At 72.4% G+C, this 24,250-nt stretch carries 25 protein-coding genes and 1 riboswitch; of the genes, 12 read left to right on the forward strand and 13 right to left on the reverse strand.

Going from position 1 to position 24,250, the window contains the following annotated elements; all coding sequences use genetic code 11:
- Window positions 1–152: 152 nt before the first annotated feature.
- The 3 genes from ACH4S8_RS19195 to ACH4S8_RS19205 all read right to left on the reverse strand — a co-directional run bounded on the left by ACH4S8_RS19195 (window position 153) and on the right by ACH4S8_RS19205 (window position 2,392).
- The gene (locus tag ACH4S8_RS19195) at window positions 153–548 is read right to left on the reverse strand and encodes a DUF3040 domain-containing protein (RefSeq protein ID WP_398395415.1); all 396 of its coding nucleotides are present in this window, start codon (window positions 546–548) and stop codon (window positions 153–155) included.
- A gap of 274 nt (window positions 549–822) precedes the next feature.
- Window positions 823–1,593 (reverse strand): methyltransferase, encoded by a 771-nt coding sequence (locus tag ACH4S8_RS19200; RefSeq protein WP_398395417.1) that lies wholly within the window; start codon window positions 1,591–1,593, stop codon window positions 823–825.
- 232 nt (window positions 1,594–1,825) lie between these two features.
- On the reverse strand, window positions 1,826–2,392 hold the full coding sequence (locus tag ACH4S8_RS19205; protein WP_398395419.1) for an SAV_6107 family HEPN domain-containing protein: 567 nt from the start codon (window positions 2,390–2,392) through the stop codon (window positions 1,826–1,828).
- A gap of 175 nt (window positions 2,393–2,567) precedes the next feature.
- Here ACH4S8_RS19205 and ACH4S8_RS19210 point away from each other — a divergent pair, with 175 nt between their 5' ends.
- The 5 genes from ACH4S8_RS19210 (at window position 2,568) to ACH4S8_RS19230 (ending at window position 8,891) form a co-directional block, all read left to right on the forward strand.
- Window positions 2,568–3,485 (forward strand): ATP-binding cassette domain-containing protein, encoded by a 918-nt coding sequence (locus ACH4S8_RS19210; RefSeq protein ID WP_398395421.1) that lies wholly within the window; start codon window positions 2,568–2,570, stop codon window positions 3,483–3,485.
- The gene (locus ACH4S8_RS19215; protein WP_398395423.1) at window positions 3,472–5,556 is read left to right on the forward strand and encodes a YhgE/Pip family protein; all 2,085 of its coding nucleotides are present in this window, start codon (window positions 3,472–3,474) and stop codon (window positions 5,554–5,556) included. The genes ACH4S8_RS19210 and ACH4S8_RS19215 overlap by 14 nt, the downstream gene beginning before the upstream one ends.
- A 35-nt stretch (window positions 5,557–5,591) precedes the next feature.
- Complete coding sequence (locus tag ACH4S8_RS19220) at window positions 5,592–6,221, forward strand: TetR/AcrR family transcriptional regulator (RefSeq protein WP_398395424.1); 630 nt, start codon at window positions 5,592–5,594, stop codon at window positions 6,219–6,221.
- 424 nt (window positions 6,222–6,645) lie between these two features.
- On the forward strand, window positions 6,646–7,305 hold the full coding sequence (locus tag ACH4S8_RS19225) for a DUF4126 domain-containing protein (RefSeq protein ID WP_398395425.1): 660 nt from the start codon (window positions 6,646–6,648) through the stop codon (window positions 7,303–7,305).
- Window positions 7,306–7,340: 35 nt separating this feature from the next.
- Window positions 7,341–8,891: a phytoene desaturase family protein gene (locus ACH4S8_RS19230; protein WP_398395426.1), complete on the forward strand. Its 1,551-nt coding sequence runs from the start codon at window positions 7,341–7,343 to the stop codon at window positions 8,889–8,891.
- A 67-nt stretch (window positions 8,892–8,958) separates the two neighbouring features.
- On the opposite strand, the gene ACH4S8_RS19235 is transcribed toward ACH4S8_RS19230, so the two are convergent.
- The 6 genes from ACH4S8_RS19235 to ACH4S8_RS19260 all read right to left on the reverse strand — a co-directional run bounded on the left by ACH4S8_RS19235 (window position 8,959) and on the right by ACH4S8_RS19260 (window position 13,907).
- Window positions 8,959–9,963 carry a hypothetical protein gene (locus tag ACH4S8_RS19235; protein ID WP_398395427.1) on the reverse strand — a complete coding sequence of 335 codons (1,005 nt, stop codon included), beginning with the start codon at window positions 9,961–9,963 and terminating at the stop codon, window positions 8,959–8,961.
- Between the two features lie 56 nt (window positions 9,964–10,019).
- Window positions 10,020–10,943: a methylenetetrahydrofolate reductase [NAD(P)H] gene (gene metF / locus ACH4S8_RS19240; protein WP_398395428.1), complete on the reverse strand. Its 924-nt coding sequence runs from the start codon at window positions 10,941–10,943 to the stop codon at window positions 10,020–10,022.
- Between the two features lie 128 nt (window positions 10,944–11,071).
- Window positions 11,072–11,731: a thiamine phosphate synthase gene (gene thiE / locus ACH4S8_RS19245; RefSeq protein ID WP_398395429.1), complete on the reverse strand. Its 660-nt coding sequence runs from the start codon at window positions 11,729–11,731 to the stop codon at window positions 11,072–11,074.
- A gap of 91 nt (window positions 11,732–11,822) precedes the next feature.
- Window positions 11,823–12,194 (reverse strand): Rv2175c family DNA-binding protein, encoded by a 372-nt coding sequence (locus tag ACH4S8_RS19250; protein WP_398395430.1) that lies wholly within the window; start codon window positions 12,192–12,194, stop codon window positions 11,823–11,825.
- 64 nt (window positions 12,195–12,258) lie between these two features.
- Window positions 12,259–13,497 carry an NAD(P)/FAD-dependent oxidoreductase gene (locus ACH4S8_RS19255; protein WP_398395432.1) on the reverse strand — a complete coding sequence of 413 codons (1,239 nt, stop codon included), beginning with the start codon at window positions 13,495–13,497 and terminating at the stop codon, window positions 12,259–12,261.
- A gap of 32 nt (window positions 13,498–13,529) precedes the next feature.
- Window positions 13,530–13,907: a hypothetical protein gene (locus ACH4S8_RS19260; RefSeq protein WP_398395434.1), complete on the reverse strand. Its 378-nt coding sequence runs from the start codon at window positions 13,905–13,907 to the stop codon at window positions 13,530–13,532.
- Window positions 13,908–13,959: 52 nt separating this feature from the next.
- A riboswitch (TPP riboswitch) is annotated at window positions 13,960–14,072 on the forward strand.
- On the opposite strand from ACH4S8_RS19260, the gene thiO reads away from it, so the two are divergent.
- From thiO to ACH4S8_RS19285, 5 genes are all read left to right on the forward strand, one after another.
- Entirely contained in the window at window positions 14,070–15,236 is a 1,167-nt protein-coding gene (gene thiO, locus ACH4S8_RS19265; RefSeq protein ID WP_398395436.1) for a glycine oxidase ThiO, read from the forward strand. (Overlaps the previous riboswitch by 3 nt.)
- Window positions 15,233–15,433 carry a sulfur carrier protein ThiS gene (gene thiS, locus ACH4S8_RS19270; RefSeq protein WP_398395438.1) on the forward strand — a complete coding sequence of 67 codons (201 nt, stop codon included), beginning with the start codon at window positions 15,233–15,235 and terminating at the stop codon, window positions 15,431–15,433. The genes thiO and thiS overlap by 4 nt, the downstream gene beginning before the upstream one ends.
- Before the next feature lie 3 nt (window positions 15,434–15,436).
- Entirely contained in the window at window positions 15,437–16,231 is a 795-nt protein-coding gene (locus ACH4S8_RS19275) for a thiazole synthase (RefSeq protein WP_398395440.1), read from the forward strand.
- 365 nt (window positions 16,232–16,596) lie between these two features.
- Window positions 16,597–18,537: a Stk1 family PASTA domain-containing Ser/Thr kinase gene (pknB, locus tag ACH4S8_RS19280; protein ID WP_398395442.1), complete on the forward strand. Its 1,941-nt coding sequence runs from the start codon at window positions 16,597–16,599 to the stop codon at window positions 18,535–18,537.
- Between the two features lie 139 nt (window positions 18,538–18,676).
- Window positions 18,677–19,546: a deoxyribonuclease IV gene (locus tag ACH4S8_RS19285; RefSeq protein WP_398395444.1), complete on the forward strand. Its 870-nt coding sequence runs from the start codon at window positions 18,677–18,679 to the stop codon at window positions 19,544–19,546.
- A 29-nt stretch (window positions 19,547–19,575) separates the two neighbouring features.
- Here the strand turns inward: ACH4S8_RS19285 and ACH4S8_RS19290 are convergent, their stop codons facing one another.
- On the reverse strand, window positions 19,576–20,208 hold the full coding sequence (locus tag ACH4S8_RS19290; protein ID WP_398395446.1) for a sulfite oxidase-like oxidoreductase: 633 nt from the start codon (window positions 20,206–20,208) through the stop codon (window positions 19,576–19,578).
- Between the two features lie 156 nt (window positions 20,209–20,364).
- Here ACH4S8_RS19290 and bfr point away from each other — a divergent pair, with 156 nt between their 5' ends.
- On the forward strand, window positions 20,365–20,844 hold the full coding sequence (gene bfr, locus ACH4S8_RS19295) for a bacterioferritin (protein ID WP_382780994.1): 480 nt from the start codon (window positions 20,365–20,367) through the stop codon (window positions 20,842–20,844).
- A 44-nt stretch (window positions 20,845–20,888) separates the two neighbouring features.
- Here bfr and ACH4S8_RS19300 read toward each other — a convergent pair whose 3' ends face one another.
- The 3 genes from ACH4S8_RS19300 to ACH4S8_RS19310 all read right to left on the reverse strand — a co-directional run bounded on the left by ACH4S8_RS19300 (window position 20,889) and on the right by ACH4S8_RS19310 (window position 24,029).
- Window positions 20,889–21,161 carry a bacterioferritin-associated ferredoxin gene (locus ACH4S8_RS19300; protein ID WP_398395449.1) on the reverse strand — a complete coding sequence of 91 codons (273 nt, stop codon included), beginning with the start codon at window positions 21,159–21,161 and terminating at the stop codon, window positions 20,889–20,891.
- Between the two features lie 160 nt (window positions 21,162–21,321).
- Complete coding sequence (locus ACH4S8_RS19305; RefSeq protein WP_103552105.1) at window positions 21,322–22,674, reverse strand: class II 3-deoxy-7-phosphoheptulonate synthase; 1,353 nt, start codon at window positions 22,672–22,674, stop codon at window positions 21,322–21,324.
- Window positions 22,675–22,811: 137 nt separating this feature from the next.
- Window positions 22,812–24,029 carry a glycoside hydrolase domain-containing protein gene (locus ACH4S8_RS19310; protein WP_398395452.1) on the reverse strand — a complete coding sequence of 406 codons (1,218 nt, stop codon included), beginning with the start codon at window positions 24,027–24,029 and terminating at the stop codon, window positions 22,812–22,814.
- 125 nt (window positions 24,030–24,154) lie between these two features.
- Between ACH4S8_RS19310 and ACH4S8_RS19315 the strand changes: the two genes are divergently transcribed.
- Entirely contained in the window at window positions 24,155–24,211 is a 57-nt protein-coding gene (locus ACH4S8_RS19315) for a trp operon leader peptide (protein ID WP_101392327.1), read from the forward strand.
- Window positions 24,212–24,250: the final 39 nt, after the last annotated feature.

The following is a 24,250-nucleotide window of genomic DNA, read 5'->3' on the forward strand; positions in this document are numbered from 1 at the left end:
CCCGGCGGGTGGGGGGGCGGCCCGCCGGGGGGCGGCCGATTCTTCGGGCGGGGTTTGGGCCCCCCCCCCGGGTTGGGGGGCCCCCCCCCGGGCCCGGGGGGCCCGCCCCCTCACGCGTATGTGTATGTGTCCGCGGCGGCGACGCCGAAGGCTCAGTTGCCGCCCTGTTCGTCGCGACGACGCTGCCAGCGCTGTTCGATCCGGTCCATCACGGAACGGCGGGGTCGGCTCTGCCGGCGAGCGGCGGACGAACCCGGCACGGCCTGCTCACCCGGCTTGGGAGCTTTGCGCCAACCGGTGACGGCGAGCACCGCGCAGCCCAGCATGACGAGGAAGCCCACCACGCTCAGCCAGATCTGAACCGCGACCATTCCAGCCATGAGGAGCGCGATACCCACCAGGAAGCCCACGACCGCCTGGTAGACCCGTCGCCGGGTGTACGTACGCAGCCCGCTTCCCTCAAGCGCTGTCGCGAACTTGGGATCTTCGGCGTACAGCGCTCGCTCCATCTGCTCGAGCATTCGCTGCTCGTGCTCCGAGAGCGGCACGGAGTCCTCCTCATCGTGCAGTCGCCGGGGCGACCGGGGGTCCCCTTCAGGATAGGCAGGGAATCGGCCCCGTGAAACCCGCCCTCTACGCCAATTCACCGACCGGAGCCCTTCATGGCGCCCCGATGCGCTGAGGCGTGCATTCCCCAGCGAACGGTCCGTCATGCCGGACGGTCTCCCCCGATCATACGGCGCCGAGCACTCGATCGGGTGGTCTGTGGCGTACTCCATCTGCCGCCGCGCCCCTGATCAGCGGCGCGCCACGGGAGCGGGCTCAGGCTTCCGCGGCCCCCCGGGCCTCACCGAGCACATGGAGCTGGGTGGCCACCGAGTGGAACGCGGCGAGCTCGGCCGCCGCGGCCTCCAGCTTCAGCAGCGCCTCCAGGGCACCCGGCTCGGTGTCCACCAGGACCCCCGGCACCAGGTCCGCGAAGACCCTTACCCCGTGCACGGCGGCGACGTGCAGGCCGGCGGACGCGACCAGGGACGTGAGCTGTTCGGCGGTGAACCGGTGCGGAACGGGATCACTCTCGCCCCAGCGTCCGTCCGGGTCGTCGAGCGCGTGCCGGGCCTCCTTGAAGTGCCCGGCGAGGGCGCGGGCCAGCACGGCTCCGCCGAGGCCCGCGGCGAGGAGGCTGAGCACGCCCTCGGGGCGCAGCGCGTCCACCACGTTGCGGACACCCTCCGCCGGGTCGTCGACGTACTCCAGGACCCCGTGGCACAGCACCGCGTCGTAGCGGCCGCGCTCGACCACGTCGAAGAGGCCGTGCGCGTCGCCCTGGACACCCTGCACGCGGTCGGCGACGCCGGCCTCGGCGGCACGCCGCTCCAGCGCGAACAGCGCGTTCGGACTGGGGTCGACGACGGTGACACGGTGGCCGAGGCGGGCCACGGGCACGGCGAAGTTGCCGCTGCCGCCGCCGGTGTCGAGTACGTCGAGCGACTCCCGCCCGGCGGCCTTGACCTGACGGTCCAGAGCGTCCCTGAGGACCTCCCAGACGACGGCGGTACGGAGAGAAGCGCGGGGGCGCATCGGGTCCGACACGGCAGTTGACTCCTCGGCGCGGCACCGCCAGTCGACGGCGGAGCGATCTTCGAGCCTCCCGGCGGGGAGGCAGCAGGCGCCTCCACCCTATTGCCTCCGCCGCCGTGGCCGGGCCCCCGTCCCACGCGCGCCGGATCCCGCGGGGAGCGCGCGGCGGATCGCGTGACGAGCGGGCGCCCGGCGAACGCCCGTACACCGTCGGCCCCGTGCTCCGCCCGAGGTCCCCGGCCGGTCAGCCCGCGTCCGGAACCCCCCTGTCCACCCCGTCCCGGTCCTGGTCCCGGCCCCCGTCCGGGCGGGGCTGGGGCAGCACGGGCTGCAGCACCAGCAATCGCTCGACGAGGCGCAGGAACATGGCGACGTCGCGTATCAGATCGTCGGCGTCGCGGGTGGTGGCCGCTCCCTGGATGCCGGCCTCCGCGCGGGCACGGCGGGTGGCGCCGGAGGCGAACAGCGCGCTCCACTCGGTCAGTTCGGGCGCGATCTCCGGAAGTACCTCCCAGGCGCTGCGGATCCGGACCCGGCGCCGGGAGACGGGCTCCGGGCGGGCGCGCGCGGCGAGGACCGCGGCGGCGGTGCGCAGCGCGGCCAAGTGGGCTGTCGCATAGCGCTCGTTGGACGTCTCCAGTGCCGCCGCCTCGTCGAGTCCGGCGCGGGCCTGGGCGAGCAGGTCGAGGGCGGCGGGCGGGGCCGTGGCCCGGCGGAGCACGGGGTGCACGTCGCCCGCCGGTCCGGTCAGTGAGGGGGCAGGGCCGGTGGCGCGGCGCCGACGGGCGGCGGCTGCGGACGAATGGGCCATGACGAACCTCCTGTCGTCGTGTGACGGCACTGTGGCCGTATGTGCTCATCGTGCGGTATGCCACTGACAATCCGTTCTGACCTGCGATTTTGCTTCGATCGAAAGTTCGGGTTAGTTTTTGCACTGACCAGTCAGTTCAAAAATAGTTCGATGTGTTCCAGAGGATGGGGGAGCTGTGGACGGTCCGCACGGACTGCGTGTCACGGCCGAGGACTTCGGACTCGAAGGACCCCGCGGGTGGGTTTTCCGCGGGGTCCGTCTCGACGCGGAGCCCGGATCGCTCGTCGCGGTCGAGGGGCCGTCGGGATCCGGGCGCACCTGCCTGCTGCTCGCCCTGACGGGCCGGATGAAGGCCACCGGGGGAACGGCGGCCGTGGGTTCGTCGAGGCTGCCGAAGCAGATGGCCGCGGTGCGCCGCGTGAGCGCGCTGGCCCACGTGCCCGGGGTCACGGACCTCGACCCCGCGCTGACCGTCGGGGAGCACCTGCGGGAACGGGCCCTGCTGCAGCGGCGGTTCGGGGGTTCGCTGCGCGACCTGCTGCGGCCTCGCGGCAAGCGTGCGGACACCGTCGCGTCGCGCGTCGGCGCCGCGCTGGCCGCCGCCGGGCTCGACCCGGACACCCTGCCCAAGGGACCGAGGACCGCCGTACGCGATCTGGAACGGCTCGAAGCGCTGCGGCTGTCGCTCGCGCTGGCCCTGATCGGCCGCCCGCTGCTGCTCGGCGTCGACGACACCGACCTCAAGCTCTCGGAGGCCGAACGGACCGAGATCTGGGCTCTGTTGACCTCTCTCGCCGAGTCCGGCACGACGGTCGTGGCGGTGTGCAGCGAGGCTCCCGAGGGCGCCGTCGTCGTGTCCACCGCGCCGACCGCAACGGCGAGGACCGCCGAGGGACGGGAACCCGACGCGACCGCCCCCGCCGCGGCCTCCGAAGAGGCCGCCGCCGCGAGTGCGGACACAGACGTCACCGGTACGGACACAGCCGCAGCCGCACACACAGCCACAGCCACAGAAACCGCCACCGCCGACACCGCCGACAGCGACAGCGACAGCGGAAACCATGACCGGGAGACGGCCGATGCGCTCGCCTGAACTGGCCTTTCTCGAACTCCGCCGCTTCGGCCGGGGCAAGCTCCCGAGCGCCGCCCTGGTCGCGCTCCTGCTGCTGCCCCTGCTGTACGGCGCGCTCTACCTGTGTTCGTTCTGGGACCCCTACAGCCGTCTCGACCGCATCCCCGCGGCGCTGGTGAACGACGACGAGGGAGCGACGGTCGGCGGCCACGAGGTCGCCGTCGGGGACACCATCACCGAGGGGCTGCGCGACAGCGACACCTTCGAGTGGCACGAGGTGAGTTCGGCCGAGGCCCGCCGGGGCGTGGAGGACGGCACGTACTACCTGTCGCTGACCATGCCGGGCGACTTCAGCAAAAGGATCGCGTCCAGTTCCGGGGCCTCGCCCGAGACGAGCGCGCTCCAGGTGCGGACCAACGACGCCAACAACTACATCGTCGGGCAGATCTCCCGCACGGTGTTCAGCCAGGTGCGGACGGCCGCCTCCACGAAGGCCTCGCGTTCGTTCCTCGACAAGATCTTCATCTCGTTCTCGGACATCCACGGGAAGACCGTGAAGGCCGCCGAGGGCGCCGACCGGCTCAACAACGGCCTCGGTACGGCGAAGAAGGGCTCCAAGGCTCTCGCGGACGGACTGAAGGAGGCCAAGAAGGGCAGCGGAAAGCTCTCCGGGGGCCTCACCAAACTCACCACCGGCGCGAGCGATCTGGAGGACGGATCGCGCCAGGTCGCGGACGGCACCCGGGCGCTGGCCGGCAAGGTCGACGGGGTCGCGGACAAGGTGGGGCCGTTCCTGAAGGACAACGAGAAGTCGATCGGCGACACGGCCCGGCTGGTCGCCGACTCCTCCGCGGGGATCCGCCATAACCTCGCCACCCTGGTGAAGACGGCGCCGGCCGCGGCCAAGGGCGCGCGCACGGCCTCCGACGCGCTGAACGCCGTCCACCGCACGCGCTGCGAGACCCTGCCCGTCCCCGACCCGGCGTGCCCCGAGCTGACGAAGGCCGCCCAGGCCGCCGCGGACGTCGTCAAGGTCACCGACGACGTGAACGCGCTGATCGACGACCAGGACGGCGACCTCGGCGCGCTGGACAAGAACCTGGCGACGCTGGAGAAGCAGGCCCGCGCCCTCGCCGCCCGCTCGCCGCATCTCTCCGAGGACCTCGACGACGCCGTCTCCAGGATCGACAAGCTGAACGAGGGGGCCGCCGCCGTCGCCCGGGGCGCCAAGCGGCTGCACTCCGGTCTCGGCACCGCCGGGACCGGCGCGGCGGACCTCGACAAGGGGGTCGGCCGGCTGAGGACCGGCGCGAGCGGCCTCGACGGCGGCCTGTACAAGCTCGTCGGCGGCTCCGGGAAGCTCGCGGGCGGCCTGCACGACGGCGCCGGGCGGATCCCCGACTACGACAAGCCCGACCGTGACCTGCGCACCGAGGTCATGGCCGACCCGGTGCACATGGCCTCCAGGGACCTGCACAAGGCACCCAACTACGGCACCGGTTTCGCCCCCTACTTCATCCCGCTGTCCCTGTGGGTCGGCGCGATGGTGGCGTACATGCTCATCCAGCCGCTGAACCGGCGCGCGCTGGCGGCGGGCGCCCCGGGGTGGCGCATCGCGCTGGCGGGCTGGCTGCCGGTCGCCGTCGTCGGTGTCCTGCAGACGGCCGCGCTGATGGCGGTGCTGCACTGGGCTATCGGTCTCCAGATGGTGCGGGCGGCGGGAACGGTCGGCTTCCTGTTCCTGGTGACGGCCTGCTTCGCGGCGATCGTGCAGTGGCTGAACGCCCGCTTCGGAGCGGCGGGCCGGATCCTCGTCCTGGCCCTCCTGATGCTCCAGCTGACCTCGGCGGGCGGCACGTACCCCGTCCAGACCAGTCCGGGCTTCTTCAACGCGATCCACCCCTACCTGCCGATGAGTTACGTCGTCGAGGCCCTCCGCAGGCTCATCACCGGCGGCGGCCTGGAGCCGGTACGAACGGCCTGCGCCGTGCTGGCGGCCTTCACCGTCGGCGCGCTCGCGCTCACCGCCCTGACGGCCCGCCGGAGGCAGGTGTGGACCCTCTCCCGGCTGCATCCGGATCTGAGCCTGTGACCACGCGCGCGGGTGCTCCTGTGACAATCGGAGCCATGGAAAGCAGCAGCACCACGGCGGGCGGCGGCAGCCGCCGCGAGGCGACCCGGCAGAAGCTGTACGAGGCGGCCGTCACCCTGATCGCCGAACAGGGCTTCTCCGCCACCACGGTGGACGAGATCGCCGAGCGGGCCGGGGTCGCGAAAGGCACGGTCTACTACAACTTCGCGAGCAAATCGGTCCTCTTCGAAGAGCTGCTGCGCCATGGCGTGGGGCTCCTGACCGCCTCGCTGCGGGAGGCGGCGGAGAAGACCGACCGGGACGGCGGCAGCAAGGTCGACGCGCTGGACGCGATGATCCGGGCCGGGCTCCTCTTCATCAACCGGTATCCGGCGTTCACCCAGCTCTACGTCGCGGAGCTCTGGCGCACCAACCGGGCCTGGCAGTCCACCCTGATGGTGGTGCGGCAGCAGGCGGTGGCGGTCGTCGAGGGCGTTCTGCGCGACGCCGTGGCGGGCGGGGAGCTGAGCGAGGAGATCGACATCCCGCTGACGGCGGCGGCGCTGGTCGGGATGGTCCTGGTGGCCGCCCTGGACTGGCAGGCCTTCCAGCCGGAGCGCTCCCTGGACGACGTCCACGCGGCACTCTCCCGGCTCCTCCAGGGGCGCGTGAGCGGCCACGGCTGAGGCGGGGCGCCGAAACCCGTGGCGCCCGGCCACCGGTCGGGCGCGCCATGGGGCCCGGCGCCCCGCACCGCACGCACGAAAGCGCCGGTCCGCCCGGCCGCGTCCCCCGCGGGCCGTCCGTACCGGCGCTTCGCCGTGCTCCCCCGTACCCCCGTCGGGCCCCCGTTCGGTCGTCCCCCGGGTTCCCCCGTGTCTCACTCCCGCCGAGCGGGCCGGCGGAAGGAGCGGCCAAGGGCGCGGGTTCCGTTCCGCCGCCCCGTGTCGGCGGTGCCGGAGCCACGCCCCTCTCCGTGTCTCCACTCTCTCGTTCGCGCAGGTCGAACCCATCCGTGCGCCTACTCATCTCACCCTGTAGGTACGGATACTCAGACCTGCGTGCTCAGACCCAGGACACCCCTGCCGCCCCCTGGTTACGATCCCCTCCGTGTCCGTACTCCCCCTGGTCTTCACCAGCGGCTGGGCCAGCGGCGTCAACGCGTACGCGGTGGTGCTGCTCCTCGGCCTCTTCGGCGCCACCGGACTGAGCGACGACGTCCCGGCGGCCCTGCAACGCCCTGAGATCCTGGTCACAGTCGGTGTCCTCTTCCTCTGCGAGGCGGTCGCCGACAAGATCCCCTACGTCGACTCGGTGTGGGACTCCGTGCACACCGTGATCCGGCCGGCGGTGGGCGCCTGGGTCGGGGCGCTGCTCGCCGGACACGGCGGCTCGCTCTCGGATCTGGCGGCGGCCGTGATCGGCGGTTCGACGGCGCTGGCCAGTCACACGGTCAAGGCCGGGACGCGGATGGCGGTCAACTCCTCGCCGGAGCCCTTCAGCAACTTCGTGGTGAGCACCGCCGAGGATCTCGGGGTCGCGGGCGTCGTGACGCTGGCGGTCTTCCATCCCTGGGCCGCGGCGAGCGTCGCCGGGGTCCTGCTGTTCACCGGGCTCGCGGTGCTCTGCTTCCTCGTCTCGCGGATCAGACGGTTCCTGCGCCGCCGGGCGCAGCGCCGGGAGGAACGGCGGACGGCCGCGGCGGTGCCCCGCCGGGCGACCGCGCCGCCACGGCCGTCCGGCGGGGCGCCGTGGGCGGACCGCGACTGACGGGACTGCCGACGCAGGCCGATAAAGTCGCCGGCATGGGACGGATTGCGGTGATCGGCGCCGGGATGGGCGCGATGGCGACCGCCGCCCGGCTGGCCGTCGCGGGCCACCGGGTGGTGGTGTACGAGCGGACGGACACGTACGGCGGTGCGGTGCGCCGCTTCGAGCGGGACGGCTTCGTCTTCGACACGGGCCCGGGACTGCTGCCGCTGCCCGCGGTCTACCGCGATCTGTTCGTCAAGACCGGGAAGCGGCCCCTGGAGGAGTGCGTCGAGCTGGTGCAGGTCGACCCGTCGGCCGGCCATGTCTTCGCGGACGGCACCCGGGTGTCCCTGCCGAACGCCTCGCGCGCGGGTGTGCTCACCGCGCTGGACGAGGCGCTCGGCGAGGGCGCGGGCGCGCGGTGGGGCGACTTCCTGGTGCGGGCCCGGGAGGCGTGGGACCGTGCGCGCCGGCCGCTCCTGGAGGAGCCGCTGTGGCCCAACTGGACGGTGCTGGCCGAACGCGAGCCCTATCCCTCGGTGCCGCACCGGAAGCTGCTGCGCACCCGCCGGGCCGGGACCCTCGCCGAGGTCGCCGCGTGGGAGCTGCGCGACACGCGTCTGACGGCCCTCCTGGAGAGCCACGCCCTGGTGTACGGGCTCGACCCGCGCACCACCCCGGCGAGCGCCGCCGTGCTGCCGTACATGGACCACGCCTTCGGCACCTGGTACGTGCGCGGCGGCATCAGGGAACTGGCGCGCGCCGTGTACGAGCGGTGCCTGGAGCGCAGGGTCGAGTTCCGTTTCGGCACCGCCGTCGAGCGGATCGTCGAGAAGGACGGCCGGGCCGTCGGCGTGGAGCTCTCCCCGGGGGGCGGCGCGGCTTCGGGTACCGAGGGCGGTGCCGCGCCCGCCGGGCCCGGGGGAGACACGTTCGAACCCGCGGACTTCGTGGTCGCGGGCGTGGCGCCGGGCGTCCTGGACGGCCTCGTCGCCGGGGCTCCGCTGCGGGGCGGTGACGAAGTGGCGCCGCAGTCCGGCGCGTCCAGCCGGCTGACGCTGCTGCTCGCGCTGCGCGGTGCGCGGCCCGCCGGGGTGGCGCACCGGACGGTGGTCCACTCGGCCGACCGCGACGGCGAGCTGGAGCGGCTCTTCGGCGGGCGCCGCGGGGTGCCCGCGGCACCTACCGTCGTGGTGGCGCGTCCCGACGACCCGGCGCTCGTACCGGACGCGGAGCACGAGGCGGTCACGCTGACCGTCACGGTGCCGTCCGGCGCCCAGGTGTCCGGGCAGGACGTGGAGCGGGTTCTCGACGCCGCCGGGCGGGCCCTGCCGGATCTGCGCGAGAGGCTCCTGTGGCACGAGGTCCGCACCCCGGCCGACATCGCGGAGGCGACCGGCGTGGAGGGCGGCGCCGTTCCCGCCCCGGCGCTCGCCGCGGGCGAGGGCCGGCTGCTGCACCCGTCGAACACCACGCGGACACCGGGGCTCTACGCGGCCGGGGGCTGGGCACATCCCGGCGGGGGTCTGCCGCACGCGGGCATGTCGGGCGCGCTGGTGGCCGGGCTGATCGTGGAGGGGCCGGAGTTCCAGGGCTCGCAGTGAGGGCCCTGGCGGGTGGGTGCCCGGCGGGCAGCGGTGCGGAAGAGTCCCCGGGCCGCTGTCCGGCCGGTCAGTAGCGGTACTGCTCGTCGTACCCGGCGCTGCCGTTGCCCTGGTAGGGGTACTGCTGCTGCTCGGGCGGGAGTTCGCCGCCGTACTCGTCGGTGCGCTGCTGGGGCACCCAGACACCGCCGGCCGGGGTCTCGCCGCCGTAGGTGCCGGTGGCGTACTGGTCCTGGCCGTAGTTCTGCTGCTGCGCGTACTGCTGCTGGTCGCCGCCGTTGTAGGCGCTCTGGTCGTACGTGGCGCCGGTGTACTGCTGCTGGCCGGTGTACGGGTCCGTGTAGCCGGTGTACTGCTGCTGGCCGGTGCCGTAGGCGTACTGCTGCTGGTCGTAGCCCGTGTAGCCGTCGTACGCGTAGGCCTGCTGGTTCTGCCCGGTCGCGTAGGCCTGCTGGTCCTGGCCCGTCGCGTAGGCCTGCTGGTCCTGGGACGGGGACGCGCCGGCGTAGGACTGGTCGGCGGCGGCGGAGTAGGCGGTGGTGTCGTAGACGCCGTAGGAGCCGGTGTCCTCGGGCAGGGGCTGCGGCTCGTAGACCGAGGTCGACTCGGCGGCCGCGGGCTCGGCCGGCTCCGGGGGCGTGAAGCGGTCGGACGGGGCGGGCGTGAAGACGTCGTCCTCGTCGGCGGCGTACGGGTCCTCGCGCCGGTAGGCGGCCACCTCGACCTCGTCGAGGTCGGGGCTCTCCTCGAGCTCGTCGGCCTCCTCCGGCTCGCCGCGGCGGCGCTTGCTGGGCTTGCCGGGCCTGTCCTCCGCGCCGGGGCCCTTGATGGCCCAGCCCTGCGCGAAGCCCTGGCGGAACGACAGCGTCACGTACGTCTGGCCGACCGTGAAGGCGGCCGCGCCCAGGCCGATGACGACGACCGAGTGCATCAGGACGCCGAGGACCACACCGAGGAAGCCGACGAAGGCGAGCAGCCTGAAGCGCAGCCGCGCCTTGTACTGCAGCAGCACCTCGCCGAGCAGCCACAGCGCGACGATGCCGAATGCCAGATAGAGGACCGTCAAGCCCATGTACGCCCCTCTCCCAGTGGCCGCTACGCAGTGTGTCGTACGCGGGTGCGACCGGTCTAGGCCTGCTGCGGGTGATGCAGGCCCAGATTCTCGTAGATTTCCAGCGTCGCCGTGGAGTTGTTGAGCGTGATGAAGTGCAGTCCGGGGACTCCCTCGGCCAACAGTCTCGCGCAGAACTCCGTCGCGAACTCGATCCCCAAGGAGCGTACAGCCGCCGGATCGTCTTTGACTGTGAGGATCCGCTCTTTCAGGACGTCCGGGAACGAAGCGTTCGAGAGTTTGGGCAGCCGTTCCAACATCTTCACACTTGTCACGGGCATGACTTCGGGGATGACCGGCGTCACGCAACCCGCCGCGTCCACCCGGTCACGCAGACGGAGGTAGGACTCCGGCTGGAAGAACATCTGCGTGATCGCGTAGTCGGCGCCGGCGCGGCACTTGTCGACGAAGTGCGAGACGTCCAGGTCCCACTCCGTGGACCGGGGGTGCATCTCCGGGAAGGCCGCCACCCCGACGCAGAAATCGCCGGATTCCTTGATGAGGCGCACGAGTTCGGCCGCGTAGGTCAGACCCTGGGGGTGCGGGACCCACTCGCCCATGGGGTCGCCGGGCGGGTCGCCGCGCACGGCGAGCATGTTGCGGATGCCCGCGTCCGCGTACTGCCCGATGATGTTGCGCAGTTCCGCGACGGAGTGATCGACCGCGGTGAGGTGTGCGACCGGGGTGAGGGTCGTGTCGAGGACGATCTGCTCGGTCTCCTTGACCGTGCCGGCCCGCGTGGAGCCGCCGGCTCCGTAGGTCACGGAGACGAAGTCCGGGGCCACGGCCTCGACCCGCCTCAGGGCGTTCCACAGGTTGCGCTCGCCCTTGGGGGTCTTCGGCGCCGAGAACTCGAAGGAAAAGGTCTGCTTGCCGGTCGCGAGCATGTCGCGCACGGTGCGTGCGCGGTCAGTCCTGGTGGAAGCGGATCCGAGGGCCATACTCGCAGGTTAGCCAGAGGGAGTCGGTCACCCAACCGAACCGCTGGCATTTGTCCGATCTGCCGGGTTCTTGTCCACCCCTCGGACAGCGGCCCCGCCGGAACGCTCCGTGCCGGCGGCCCGCGGGCCTACGCCTCGCGCAGCCGCTTCGCGAATTCCGCCGCCGCCGCGCCCGGATCGTCCGCGTCGGTGATCGCCCGTACGACGACGACGCGGCGGGCGCCCGCTTCGAGCACCTCGTCGAGCCGGCCGAGGTCGATGCCGCCGATCGCGAACCAGGGACGGGCGGTGCCGAGGGCGGCCGTGTGGCGGACCAGACCGAGTCCGGGTGCGTGGCGGCCGGGCTTGGTGGGGGTGGGCCAGCACGGGCCGGTGCAGAAGTAGTCCACGCCCTCCTGGACGGCGGCGGCCTCGGCCTCGGACGCGGCGTGCGTCGAGCGGCCGACGATCACCTCGTCGCCGAGGATCGCGCGGGCCGCGGGAACCGGGAGGTCCCCCTGACCCAGGTGCAGGACGTCGGCGCGGGCGGCGTGGGCCACGTCCGCCCGGTCGTTGACCGCGAGGAGCTTGCCGTGCCGGGCGCAGGCGTCCGCGAAGACCTCCAGGTGCTCCAGCTCCTCCCCCGCCTCCATGCCCTTGTCGCGCAGCTGCACGATGTCGACGCCGCCCGCCAGGACCGTGTCGAGGAACTCGGGCAGGTCTCCCTGGCGCCTGCGGGCGTCCGTGCAGAGGTAGACGCGGGCGTCGGCGAGGCGGTCCCGCGCGGTCGTGGCGGCGGTCTCGGGCATGCGTGGGTCCCCCGTTGTCGGTGCGCGGGGAGCGCGGCGGCCGGGATGGTCCCGCCGCCGCGCTCCCCGTGCCGGACGGTCTCGAACTGGTTCAGACGGCGAGCGCCTGGGCGCGGCGCTTCACCTCCGTGCCGCGATTCTCGCTCAGGGCCTGCGCGGGGGTGCCGGGCAGGGTCGGGTCGGGGGTGAAGAGCCACTCCAGGGCCTCTTCGTCGGAGAAACCGTCGTCCCGCAGGAGGGTCAGGGTGCCGGCCAGGCCCTTGACCACCTTCTGCTCGGCCACGTCGATGAAATCGGCGGGGACGTGCAGCGCGCGGTTCTCACCACGGCGTACGGCGATCAGCTGGCCTTCCTTGACCAGCTGCCGGACGCGCGTCACCTCGACGCCGAGCTGTTCGGCGATGTCGGGGAGGGTGAGCCAGGCGGGGACGAGAGCATCGGTCTTTGCGTCAATCTCGGTCACGGGACAAGCCTGCCATCCCGGACCGACAGTCGGAAGCCGAGGGCGTCCGACCCGGTGCGAGGGATCAGGCCGTGGCGCCCTTCAGCGGCCTCGACGGGTCCGCGAGCAGCTCCGGGTCCATGATGGCACCCGCCTCGATCAGGCGGCGGCCCTGGGCGAGGTCCCTCGGGCGGCCCACCGCCAGGAGGGCGACGAGCCGCGTCTCGCGGAGCCAGCACACCGACCAGGAGGCGCCCGCGGGGTCGCCGCGCCACACCAGGGTGTCGGCGGGCGCGTGGTGGCCGACGTACTGCACGAAACGGCCGAACTGCTCGGACCAGAAGTACGGCACGGGGTCGTAGGCGGCGGGCGTCTGGCCGACGATGTTCAGGGCGACCGTGCGCGGGCCCTGGAGGGCGTTGTCCCAGTGGTGGACGAGCAGGCGTTCCTCGTAGCGTCCCGACGGGAAGGAGGCGCAGTCGCCGACCGCGTAGACGTCCGGCAGGGAGGTGCGCAGGTGGTCGTCGGCGACGATCTCCCGGTGGGCGCCGAGTTCGATGCCGGAGCCGGCGATCCAGGCGGTGGCGGGGCGCGCGCCGATCCCGACCACGACGGCGTCCGCGGGCACCCGGGAGCCGTCGTCCAGGATCACGGCGCCGGGCTCGACGCGCTCCACGCGCGCGTGGGTGCGCAGCGAGGCCCCGCTGTCCGCGTACCAGGCGGCCATCGGCGCGGCCACCTCGGCCGGCAGCGCCCCGGCGAGCGGCCGGTCGGCGGCCTCGACGACGGTGACGGCGCAGCCCGCCTCGCGCGCCGCCGTGGCGAACTCGGCGCCGATCCAGCCCGCGCCGACCACCACGATGTCGTGCTGCCGGGCGAGGACGGGACGCAGCCGGTCGGCGTCGTCCAGGGTGCGCAGCAGATGCACCCCGGGCACGCCCTCGGCGCCGGGGAGCCGGATCGGTTCGGCGCCGGTGGCGACGACCAGGACGTCGTACGGGACGGGTCCGCCGTCCGTGTCCAGTTCATGGTCGCCGGGGCGCACGCCGAGCGCCTCGCTGCCCAGTCTGAGGTCGATGTCCAGGGCCTCGAAGTCGACGTCGAAGGCGGAGCCCTCGGCCTTGCCCAGCAGGACGGCCTTGGACAGCGGCGGCCGGTCGTAGGGCTGATGCGGCTCCGCGCCGATCAGGGTGACGGTGCCCGGGAAGCCCTGCTCGCGCAGGGCGACCGCGGTCTGCACCCCGGCCATGCCCGCGCCCACCACCACGACCCGCCGTGCCGTGAGCCCGTGCGACTGGGACTGTGCCTGCGTCTGATCGCTCACCCGATCACCATAAGCACCTGACAACCCGTCAGTCAGCGGACGTGCTCGGTGACCTGTTCCACACGACCGGTCTCGCGCAGTTCCTCGACCACGCTCGTCCCGGCGCCGGGCCGCGACTCCCACGTCCAGGTCTCCTCCAGCCGCACCCGCCCGTCGGGCAGTTCCACGACGAGGGACACGCAGTGGCCCGACGCGGTGGTCCCGTCGTGCCCCAGCTGGACGTACCGGAAGTCGAGGCGGTCACCCTCGCGGGTGCCCACGAGGTGTCCTCGGACGACGTCGCCGCCCGCGTAGTCGGCCCAGACCACGCCGTCCCGTTCGTGGTACGCGAACCGGGTGCGGGTGCCCACCTGGCCCGGGGCCTGGTCGGCGACGGGGGCGAGGACGAGGCCGTCGAGCGGTCGCGCCATGGGCGGAGGCTCCCTTACTGAGACGGACGGGGGCGGGCTAGGGTGGCCAACGTAAAGCACTCGCGGGAGCCCGGACGCACCGGGCTGAGAGGGAGGCTGGACGGCCTCCGACCGTACGAACCTGATCCGGGTCATGCCGGCGAAGGGAGGGGCTGGACGCCCATGTCGTCTGCACGTTCGTCGGACGTCCTCGTCGTCGGGGGCGGGATCATCGGTCTGGTCACGGCCTGGCGGGCCGCGCAGCGCGGGCTCACCACCGCGCTCGTGGACCCCGGGCCGGGCGGCGGGGCCGCCCAGGTCGCGGCCGGGATGCTGGCCGCCGTCACCGAGCTGCACTTCGGCGAGGAGACCCTGCTGGGCCTCAACCTCGCCTCGGCGCGCCGCTATCCGGACTTCGCCGCCGAGCTCACCGAGGCGACCGGCCAGGACCTCGGCTACCGCCGGTCCGGCACGCTGGCCGTCGCGCTGGACGCCGACGACCGCGCCCATCTGCGGGAACTGCACGCGCTGCAGGTCCGTTCGGGGCTGGAGTCGGAGTGGCTGAGCGGCCGTGAGTGCCGCCGTCTGGAGCCGATGCTCGCGCCCGGCGTGCGCGGGGGTCTGCGGGTGGACGGCGACCACCGGATCGACCCGCGGCGCCTCGCCGCCGCCCTGGTCACCGCGTGCGAGCGGGCCGGGGTGACCGTGCACCGGACCTGGGCGGAGCGTCTGACCGTCGCGGGGGAGCGGGCCACCGGGATCGTGACCACGGACGGCACCGAACTCGGCGCGGACCGGGTGGTGCTCGCCGGTGGCAGCCTCAGCGGGCGTCTGGCGGGGATCCCGGACGACGCCGTGCCGCCGGTGCGCCCGGTCAAGGGGCAGGTGCTGCGGCTGACCGTGCCGCCGCGGTACGCGCCCTTCCTGAACCGCACCGTGCGGGCCGTGGTGCGCGGCAGCCACGTCTACCTGGTGCCGCGCGAGAACGGCGAGCTCGTGGTGGGCGCGACCAGCGAGGAGCTGGGCTGGGACACCACCGTGACGGCGGGCGGCGTGTACGAGCTGCTGCGCGACGCCCACGAGCTGGTCCCCGGGATCACGGAGCTGCCGCTCACGGAGACCCGCGCGGGGCTGCGCCCCGGCTCGCCCGACAACGCGCCGCTGCTCGGCCCGACCGCGCTGGACGGACTGCTGCTGGCCACCGGCCACCACCGCAACGGCGTGCTGCTGACGCCGGTGACCGGCGACGTGATGGCCCACGTCCTGACCACCGGCGAACTCCCCGCCGAAGCCCGCCCCTTCACCCCCCTGCGCTTCGGCGCCACGGCCCGCACGGAGCTGCACGTATGAACGTCGTCGTCAACGGGGAGCGCCGGCGGATCGCCGCGGGAACCGCTCTGGACGCGCTCGTCGCGACCCTCACCGCCTCGTCGTCCGGGGTGGCCGCCGCCCTGAACGAGACCGTCGTGCCGCGCGCGCAGTGGCCGTCCACCGCGCTCGCCGAGGGCGACCGCGTCGAAGTCCTCACCGCCGTCCAAGGAGGCTGACCCGTGGCAGACGATCCCTTCGTCCTCGGTGGTACGACCTACGCGTCCCGGCTGATCATGGGTACGGGCGGTGCACCCAGCCTCGACGTGCTGGAGCGCGCCCTGGTGGCGTCCGGCACGGAGCTGACGACGGTCGCGATGCGGCGCGTGGACGCGTCCGTGCACGGCTCGGTCCTGTCGGTGCTCGGCCGGCTGGGCATCCGCGTCCTGCCGAACACGGCCGGCTGCTACACCGCGGGCGAGGCCGTGCTGACGGCCCGTCTGGCGCGCGAGGCGCTGGGCACCGACCTGGTCAAGCTGGAGGTCATCGCCGACGAGCGCACCCTGCTGCCCGATCCGGTCGAGCTGCTCGACGCGGCGGAGACACTGGTCGACAACGGTTTCACCGTGCTGCCCTACACGAACGACGACCCGGTGCTGGCGCGGAAGCTGGAGGACGTCGGCTGTGCGGCGATCATGCCGCTCGGCTCGCCCATCGGGTCCGGGCTAGGCATCCGCAACCCGCACAACTTCGAGCTGATCGTCGAGCGCGCGGGGGTGCCGGTGATCCTGGACGCGGGGGCGGGTACGGCGTCGGACGCCGCGCTCGCGATGGAGCTGGGGTGTGCGGGAGTGATGCTCGCCTCCGCGGTGACGCGGGCGCAGGAACCCGTGCTGATGGCGGAGGCCATGCGGCACGCGGTGGAGGCGGGGCGTCTGGCGCGGCGGGCGGGGCGCATCCCCCGGCGGCATTTCGCCACGGCGTCCTCTCCCGTGGAGGGCAGGGCGGCGCTGGACCCCGAACGCCCGGCGTTCTGACCGCCGGGCCGCCGACGTCGGTTTCCGGCCGGACGGGCCGCCGGGCCGGAGGCGGGCGCGCGCCGCGACGGCGGGCGGCCGGGGCCGAGACGTCCACGCGCCCCCGCGTGCGCCCCGTATGACGTGCGCTTCGTGTCGTGGGACGGGCCACGAGGGGGGCCGGCCGGCGCCGCCGGCCGGGGCCCCTGCCGCGTCGTCGCAGGTTGTCGTGTTGTGGCCTTGCGGTGACAGACAGGGCGTGATCGGACATCTGTGCGACGAACGAGTCTTCGCACGTGCGGCGCGCGTCACAGCTCGGCTGCAGTCGGGCGCCTGTATCGGCCGAACGGGGCGCCGTGACAGTGGCGGCTCGTAGACTCACCTGCGTGGATACGACCCTTCAGGACCCGCTTGTCGGACACGTGCTCGACGGCCGGTATCGCGTCGAGGCACGGATCGCGGTCGGCGGGATGGCCACGGTCTACAGGGCCTTGGACACCCGCCTCGACCGTGTGCTCGCGCTCAAGGTGATGCACCCGACGCTGGCCGCGGACGCCTCGTTCGTCGAGCGGTTCATCCGCGAGGCCAAGTCGGTGGCCCGGCTGGCGCACCCCAATGTGGTGCAGGTCTTCGACCAGGGGACGGACGGGTCGTACGTCTATCTGGCCATGGAGTACATCGCCGGGTGCACCCTGCGCGACGTGCTGCGCGAGCGCGGCGCCCTGCAGCCGCGGGCCGCGCTCGACATCCTGGAGCCGGTGCTCGCCGCGCTCGGCGCGGCCCACCGCGCCGGGTTCGTGCACCGCGACATGAAGCCGGAGAACGTCCTCATAGGGGACGACGGCAGGGTCAAGGTCGCGGACTTCGGCCTCGTGCGCGCCGTGGACACGGTGACCAGCACGACGGGCACCGTCCTCGGCACCGTGTCGTACCTCGCCCCCGAGCAGATCGAGCACGGCACCGCCGACACCCGGGTGGACGTCTACGCCTGCGGAGTCGTCCTCTACGAGATGCTCACCGGCGCCAAGCCGCACACCGCGGACACCGCCGCACAGGTTCTCTACCAGCACCTCCACGAGGACGTGCCGCCCCCGTCGGCCGTCGTGCCGGGTCTGGCGTACGCGCTGGACGAGCTGGTCACCGCGGCCACGGCCCGCAATCCCGAGATCCGCCCCGCCGACGCGGTGGCGCTGCTCGGCCAGGTCCTGGAGGCGCGGGCCGGTCTCACGGCCGAGCAGCTCGACGCGATTCCCCCGGGCGCCCTGTCCGTGGGCCACGACAACGCCGACGACCGTACGAGCGTGATCCCGCGCTCGCTGTCCGTCCCCCGCCTGCTGCCGGTGAACGAGGACGACGGTTCCATCGACCGGACCAGCCGGTTCGAGCAGAGCAGCCCGTTCACCACCGCGCCGGTCGCACCGCCGCGGGACCCGGGCACGCGGCCGCGGCGCGGGATGCTGCTGGTGGTCACCGCGATCGTGCTGGTGCTCGGCCTCGGCGCCGGTGTCTGGTACATCAACTCGGGCCAGTTCACCAAGGTCCCGCCCGTCCTGGCGAAGACGGAGCAGCAGGCCAGGAAGCAGCTCCAGGGCGCCGGGCTCGACGTCAAGACGGTCAAGCACGCCTACAGCGACACCGTGAAGCGGGGCACGGTCATCAGCACCGACCCCGGTGTCGGTCAGCGGATCCGCGACAACGACTCCGTGACGCTGACCGTCTCCGACGGCCCCAAAACGGTGAAGGTGCCGGATCTGAAGGGCCTCGCGCTGTTCAAGGCGAAGGACGTGCTCAAGGGCGACGGGCTCGCCCCGGGCATGGTCACGCGCGCGTTCAGCCAGGACGTGCTCAAGGGCTTCGTGATCGGTACGGATCCGGCCGCGGGCACCGAGCGGCACTCGGGATCGGCGATCGCGATCGTGGTGAGCAAGGGCGCCCCCGTGGAACTGCCCGACGTGACCGGCTCGTCGGTCGAGGACGCCACCGCGCAGTTGGAGGGCGCGGGCCTGAAGGTGAAGATCGCTGCGGAACGGGTCAACTCGGAGTTCGACAAGGGCCAGGTCGCCCGGCAGACGCCGGACGCCGGCCGCGAGGCCGCCACGGGCGACACGGTGACGCTGACCCTCTCCAAGGGCCCCGAGATGGTCGAGGTCCCGGACGTCGTGGGCGACAGCGTGGACGACGCCAAGAAGGCGCTGGAGGACGCCGGGTTCAAGGTCGACGAGGACCGCGGACTGCTCGGACTCTTCGGCGACACGGTCAAGAAGCAGTCGGTGCACGGCGGCGACACGGCGCCCAAGGGCTCGACGATCACGATCCAGATCCGCTGAACCCGCGGGACGTACGGCCTCCGACCGGGCAGCCGCTCGGAGGCCGCGCTCTCCCCCGCGAGGTCCGCCCGCGCGGTCCGATCCGGCCCCCATGGGTCCGCCCGCGGGGTGCGCGGCGGCGCGTGACACCCTGGCGGGTGTGACCAGCAAGCAGCTCCGCAACCCCGTCGGCGGGCACGTCCCCGTGGCCGGCGGCCTCCATTCCGTCGGTCTGGCCTACGCCCGCGACCTCGCGGCCGAGACCGTGCAGGTCTTCGTCGCGAACCCGCGCGGCTGGGCGACGCCCGCCGGGAACCCGCAGCAGGACGAGGACTTCCGCGCCGCCTGCGCCGCCCGGTCGATCCCCGCGTACGTCCACGCCCCGTATCTGATCAACTTCGGCTCGCACACCGAGGCGACGGCCGAGAAGTCGGTGGAGTCCCTGCGGCACTCGCTGCGGCGCGGGCGGGAGATCGGCGCCCTGGGGGTGGTCGTGCACACCGGGAGCGCCACCGGCGGCCGGGAGCGGTCCGTCGCCCTGAAGCAGGTGCGCGACCGTCTGCTGCCGCTGCTGGACGAACTGACCCATGACGACGACCCGTTCCTCCTGCTGGAGTCGACGGCCGGCCAGGGCTCCTCGCTCTGCTCGCGCACCTGGGACTTCGGCCCCTACTTCGAGGCCCTGGACGCGCACCCCAGGCTGGGCGTCTGCCTCGACACCTGCCACATCTTCGCGGCGGGCCACGATCTGACCGGACCGAGCGGCATGCACCAGACCCTCGATTCCCTGGTCGACACCGTCGGCGAGGGGCGGCTGAAACTGATCCACGCCAACGACTCCAAGAACGTGGTCGGCGCGCACAAGGACCGCCACGAGAACATCGGCTCCGGCCACATAGGCGAGGACCCGTTCCGCGCCCTGATGACCCATCCCGCCACGGAGGGCGTCCCGCTGATCATCGAGACGCCCGGCGGGAAGGAGGGGCACGCGGCGGACGTGGAGCGGCTGAAGAAGCTGCGCGACGGCTGAGCCCGGGGCCCGGGCCCGGTGTTCCGGGCTCAGAGTTCGGGGCCGTCCCCGGGTTCCTCCTGGTAGGAGTAGCGCTGCTCGCGCCAGGGGTCACCGACGTTGTGGTAGCCGCGCTCCTCCCAGAAGCCGCGGCGGTCGGCGGTCATGTACTCGACGCCGCGCACCCACTTGGGGCCCTTCCACGCGTACAGGTGCGGGACGACCAGGCGCAGCGGGAACCCGTGCTCCGCCGTCAGCAGCTCGCCGTCCTTGTGGGTGGCGAAGATGGCGCGCTCGGAGGCGAAGTCCGCGAGGCGCAGGTTCGAGCTGAAGCCGTACTCGGCCCAGACCATCACATGGGTGACGGCGGGCGCGGGCGGGGCTATCTCCAGGATCGTACGAGCGGGGACGCCACCCCATTCGGCCCCCAGCATGCTGAACTTCGTGACGCAGTGCAGATCGGCGACGACGGACGCGTACGGGAGGGCGGTGAACTCGTCGTGGTTCCAGCACTGCTTCCCGCCGTCGGCGGTGGCGCCGAAGACCCTGAATTCCCAGCGCTCGGGGCGGAACTTGGGGACGGGCCCGTAGTGCGTGACCGGCCAGCCGCGCTGAAGTCGCTGTCCCGGCGGAAGCTCCGACTGTGCCGTTTCTCCAGATTCGCGCTGCACCGGCTGACCCATGACTCCATCCTGACAGACCCGGAACAGTGCCCATGACCAGCGCGGGCCGGATGGGGGCAACTCGGAGTAAGCATGCACTTACTGGACGCTCCCGGACACCGGTGCAAAGATGCGGCGCAATCTGCCCAGTCCCCCCGTGTGGAAGGAGCCTCTGCGATGCAGGGCGACCCCGAGGTCATCGAATTCCTCAACGAGCAGCTGACCGCCGAGCTGACCGCGATCAACCAGTACTTCCTGCACGCGAAGATGCAGGAGAACTTCGGCTGGACGAAGCTCGCGAAGTACACCCGGCACGAGTCGTTCGACGAGATGAAGCACGCGGAGGTGCTCACCGACCGCATTCTCTTCCTGGACGGACTGCCGAACTACCAGCGGCTCTTCCACGTCCGGGTGGGGCAGACCGTCACCGAGATGTTCCAGGCCGACCGGCAGGTGGAGGTCGAGGCGATCGACCGCCTCAAGCGCGGGATCGAGGTGATGCGCACGAAGGGCGACATCACGTCCGCGAACATCTTCGAGTCGATCCTCGAGGACGAGGAACACCACATCGACTACCTGGACACCCAGCTCGAACTGGTCGAGAAGCTCGGCGAGGCGCTCTACATCGCGCAGCTCATCGAGCAGCCGGAGAGCTAGGCGGCCCGCAGCGCCGGACGTCCGGGCACCGGGCGGCCGGAGGGCTAGGCGGCCTCGCGCCCGGCGGTCTCGCGCCGATCGGCCCCGGCCTCGCCGAGCACCTCGGAGAGCACCGGCATGCCCCGGTCGGCCAGTTCGCGGCGCGGACACGAGCCCCTGCCCAGCAGCGCCTGGATCCGACGCACGCACGAACCGCAGTCCGTGCCCGCCTTGGAGGCCGAGGCTATCTGCCGAGGAGTACAGGCGCCGTCCTCCGCGTGCTTCTTCACCTGCTGTTCGGTGATCCCGAAGCAACTGCAGACGTACACGCGGTTCACCTCCCGCCGGAATCGCTGGGTCGTGCCGTCCCGATGATCGGTGAGGCTAACCTAACCTTACCCGTCGCACAGGAACCACAAAAGTGGCGTGGGGCGCGGATCGTATGTGATCCGCGCCCCACTTCAGCTGCCCGTAACAGGCGTGACGCCTGTTGATCTGCTACTGGTCGCGGTACATCTCGGCGACGAGGAAGGCCAGGTCAAGGGACTGGCTGCGGTTCAGACGGGGGTCGCAGGCCGTCTCGTAGCGCTGGTGCAGGTCGTCGACGAAGATCTCGTCGCCGCCGCCCACGCACTCGGTGACGTCGTCACCGGTGAGCTCGACGTGGATGCCGCCCGGGTGCGTGCCGAGGCCCTTGTGGACCTCGAAGAAGCCCTTGACCTCGTCGAGCACGTCGTCGAAGCGGCGGGTCTTGTGACCCGAGGCCGCCTCGAAGGTGTTGCCGTGCATCGGGTCGGTCACCCAGGCCACGGTCGCGCCGGAGGCGGTGACCTTCTCGACCAGCTCGGGCAGCTTGTCGCGGACCTTGTCCGCGCCCATGCGCACGATGAAGGTGAGACGGCCCGGCTCGCGGTCGGGGTCGAGGCGCTCGATGTACTGCAGCGCCTCCTCGGCCGTCGTCGTCGGGCCCAGCTTGATCCCGACGGGGTTGCGGATCTTCGACGCGAACTCGATGTGCGCCCCGTCCAGCTGGCGGGTGCGCTCGCCGATCCACACCATGTGGCCCGAGACGTCGTACAGGTTGCCGGTGCGCGAGTCGACGCGGGTCAGAGCCGACTCGTAGTCGAGGAGCAGCGCCTCGTGGGAGGCGTAGAACTCGACGGTCTTGAACTCCTCCGGGTCGGTACCGCAGGCCCGCATGAAGTTCATCGCGTTGTCGATCTCACGCGCGAGCTGCTCGTAGCGCTGACCGGACGGGGACGACTTCACGAAGTCCTGGTTCCAGGCGTGCACCTGGCGCAGGTCGGCGTAACCGCCGGTGGTGAAGGCGCGCACCAGGTTGAGCGTGGAGGCGGACGCGTTGTACATCCGCTTCAGGCGCTCGGGGTCCGGGATGCGGGCCTTCTCGTTGAAGTCGAAGCCGTTGACCGAGTCGCCCCGGTAGGTCGGCAGGGTCACGCCGTCGCGGGTCTCGGTGCCCTTGGAGCGGGGCTTGGAGTACTGGCCGGCGATACGGCCGACCTTCACGACGGGAACCGAGGCGGCGTACGTGAGGACGGCGCCCATCTGGAGCAGCGTCTTGAGCTTGTTGCGGATGTGGTCCGCCGACACGGCGTCGAAGGCCTCGGCACAGTCGCCGCCCTGGAGAAGGAACGCCTCTCCCTTGGCGACGGACGCCATCCGGGCGCGCAGCTGGTCGCACTCGCCCGCGAAGACGAGCGGCGGATACGACTCGAGGTCCGCGATCACATCGCGCAGAGCCTCGGCATCGGGGTACTCGGGCTGCTGCGCCGCGGGCAGGTCTCGCCAGGTGTTGCCAGCGCTCGCGCTGGACTTAGCGTTCACGGTCACCCGGACAACATTACGGGGTCGTGTCGGGCGTCCCATCCACATGCCCATCAAGTGAGACGAACCGCGCTCGGACGGTGACTCCCCGGACGGGCGCCGCGACCGTTCGCGGCGCCCGTCCGGGGAGCGGAACCGCGGTCCTAGTCGACGTCGAGGCGGTCGCGGTCGATGGAGATCCGCACCCCGCCGTGGGTCTCGGTCGTGTCGCCCACGTACTGGTGGACGCGCTGGTGCTTGGCCCACAGGGTCGAGGGGATCGAGGAGTCGGACGTGCTCGACACCCGGTTCCAGCGGGCGAAGTGGATCACGTCGGGCAGGACGACGGTGCTCTTGTTGGCGATCAGGTCGGACACCAGGGACGAGGTGTTGCCGTAGGCGCCGGAGCGGTAGCCGAGCGCGTGCAGGCGCACGGTGTACGCCTGGAGGTAGGCGAGCACCTGGTCGGTGACCTTGCCCCCGGGCTCGTAGTGCTCCAGGTCGAGATAGATCACCGCGCTCTTGCCGAAGCCCAGCGCCGCCGCCTGCTTGACGGCGTCGTCGGCGGCCGCGGTGCCCTGCGACACCGGACTGGTGATCGCCGCGCAGCCGCCCCCGCAGCTGCCACCGTCGGAGGAGGGCTGCCGGCCGACGTACAGCGGGAAGAACCTCCAGCCGCGCGTGTACTGCGCGCGCACCCAGGCGGCCGTCAGGTGCTGCTGGGCACAGGCGCGGTTGAGACCGCCCACGTAGACACCGATGGCACCGTACGGGGAGTCGTCGCGCCAGGCGTCCATCGCCGACTGGCTCGGGGCGGTGCAGGCGTCGAAGCCCTCGCCGCGGAACGAGGTCGCGTCCTTGGGCAGCGGGGTCACCGCGCGCTGTTGCGCGGGCTCCTCGCGGCGGGCGGTGGCGACCGGCAGTCCGGCGCTGCTCAGGACGTCCTGGATCCGCGCGCGGTCGTATCCGTAGGCCGCGGTGACGGCGATGCGGTCGGCGGTGGCCCGGTAGGTGCGGGCCGTCGGGTTCTCGGTGACGGCCCTGGGGGCCACGGGAGCGGGCTGCACCAGAACCGCCTCGGTGCGGCCGGTGGCCCTGGCCGGGCAGTTCTGGTCGTTGCCCGGGGTGCCGAGGTAGACGGCGTGCCGGTCGAAGCGGACACAGGTGTCGGGATGCTTCTTCAGGTCCACGATCTGCCAGGAGTCGGGGACGGTGAACTTGTAGCCGCGGTAGGCGATCTGGGTCTGGTCCTCGGAGTCGCTCGGGCGCGGGGCCGAGCTCGCGGGGACGAGCGGCCCGGCGGCGAGGGCGGCCGCCGCGAGGAGCACGGTCAGGGCGCGGACGCCGGTCCGGCGGGTCTGGGACGAACGAGCTGCGTGCATGGTTCTCGTTTCTCGGTGCGTCATGGCTGTCTGGCCATCCATGGCCGGTGACCGGACGGTCGGAACGCCCCGCGGGACCGTTTCACGCTGTTGCGCGCCCCTCACGGTCGGGTAGTGTGCGGCGCATGTTCGCGCATTCGAACCAGAACTGGTGGTGGACCGCTCATCCGGCGGCCCACTGACTGCGCGTAGACACGACTTCGCGAAGGCCGCCCGAGGGG

This window comes from Streptomyces sp. NPDC021080, from assembly GCF_044333225.1.
In the GTDB taxonomy this organism is placed as follows: Bacteria; Actinomycetota; Actinomycetes; order Streptomycetales; family Streptomycetaceae; genus Streptomyces.

Bases quoted from the DNA above. Each gene is read 5' to 3' on its own strand.
- ACH4S8_RS19235 (WP_398395427.1), bottom strand. From the start codon at position 9,963: ATGGGCTTGACGGTCCTCTATCTGGCATTCGGCATCGTCGCGCTGTGG.
- ACH4S8_RS19220 (WP_398395424.1), top strand. From the start codon at position 5,592: ATGGAAAGCAGCAGCACCACGGCGGGCGGCGGCAGCCGCCGCGAGGCG.
- thiE (WP_398395429.1), bottom strand. From the start codon at position 11,731: ATGCCCGAGACCGCCGCCACGACCGCGCGGGACCGCCTCGCCGACGCC.
- thiS (WP_398395438.1), top strand. From the start codon at position 15,233: ATGAACGTCGTCGTCAACGGGGAGCGCCGGCGGATCGCCGCGGGAACC.
- metF (WP_398395428.1), bottom strand. From the start codon at position 10,943: ATGGCCCTCGGATCCGCTTCCACCAGGACTGACCGCGCACGCACCGTG.
- ACH4S8_RS19310 (WP_398395452.1), bottom strand. From the start codon at position 24,029: ATGCACGCAGCTCGTTCGTCCCAGACCCGCCGGACCGGCGTCCGCGCC.
- ACH4S8_RS19290 (WP_398395446.1), bottom strand. From the start codon at position 20,208: ATGGGTCAGCCGGTGCAGCGCGAATCTGGAGAAACGGCACAGTCGGAG.
- ACH4S8_RS19260 (WP_398395434.1), bottom strand. From the start codon at position 13,907: ATGGCGCGACCGCTCGACGGCCTCGTCCTCGCCCCCGTCGCCGACCAG.
- ACH4S8_RS19205 (WP_398395419.1), bottom strand. From the start codon at position 2,392: ATGGCCCATTCGTCCGCAGCCGCCGCCCGTCGGCGCCGCGCCACCGGC.
- bfr (WP_382780994.1), top strand. From the start codon at position 20,365: ATGCAGGGCGACCCCGAGGTCATCGAATTCCTCAACGAGCAGCTGACC.
- ACH4S8_RS19215 (WP_398395423.1), top strand. From the start codon at position 3,472: ATGCGCTCGCCTGAACTGGCCTTTCTCGAACTCCGCCGCTTCGGCCGG.
- thiO (WP_398395436.1), top strand. From the start codon at position 14,070: ATGTCGTCTGCACGTTCGTCGGACGTCCTCGTCGTCGGGGGCGGGATC.
- ACH4S8_RS19230 (WP_398395426.1), top strand. From the start codon at position 7,341: ATGGGACGGATTGCGGTGATCGGCGCCGGGATGGGCGCGATGGCGACC.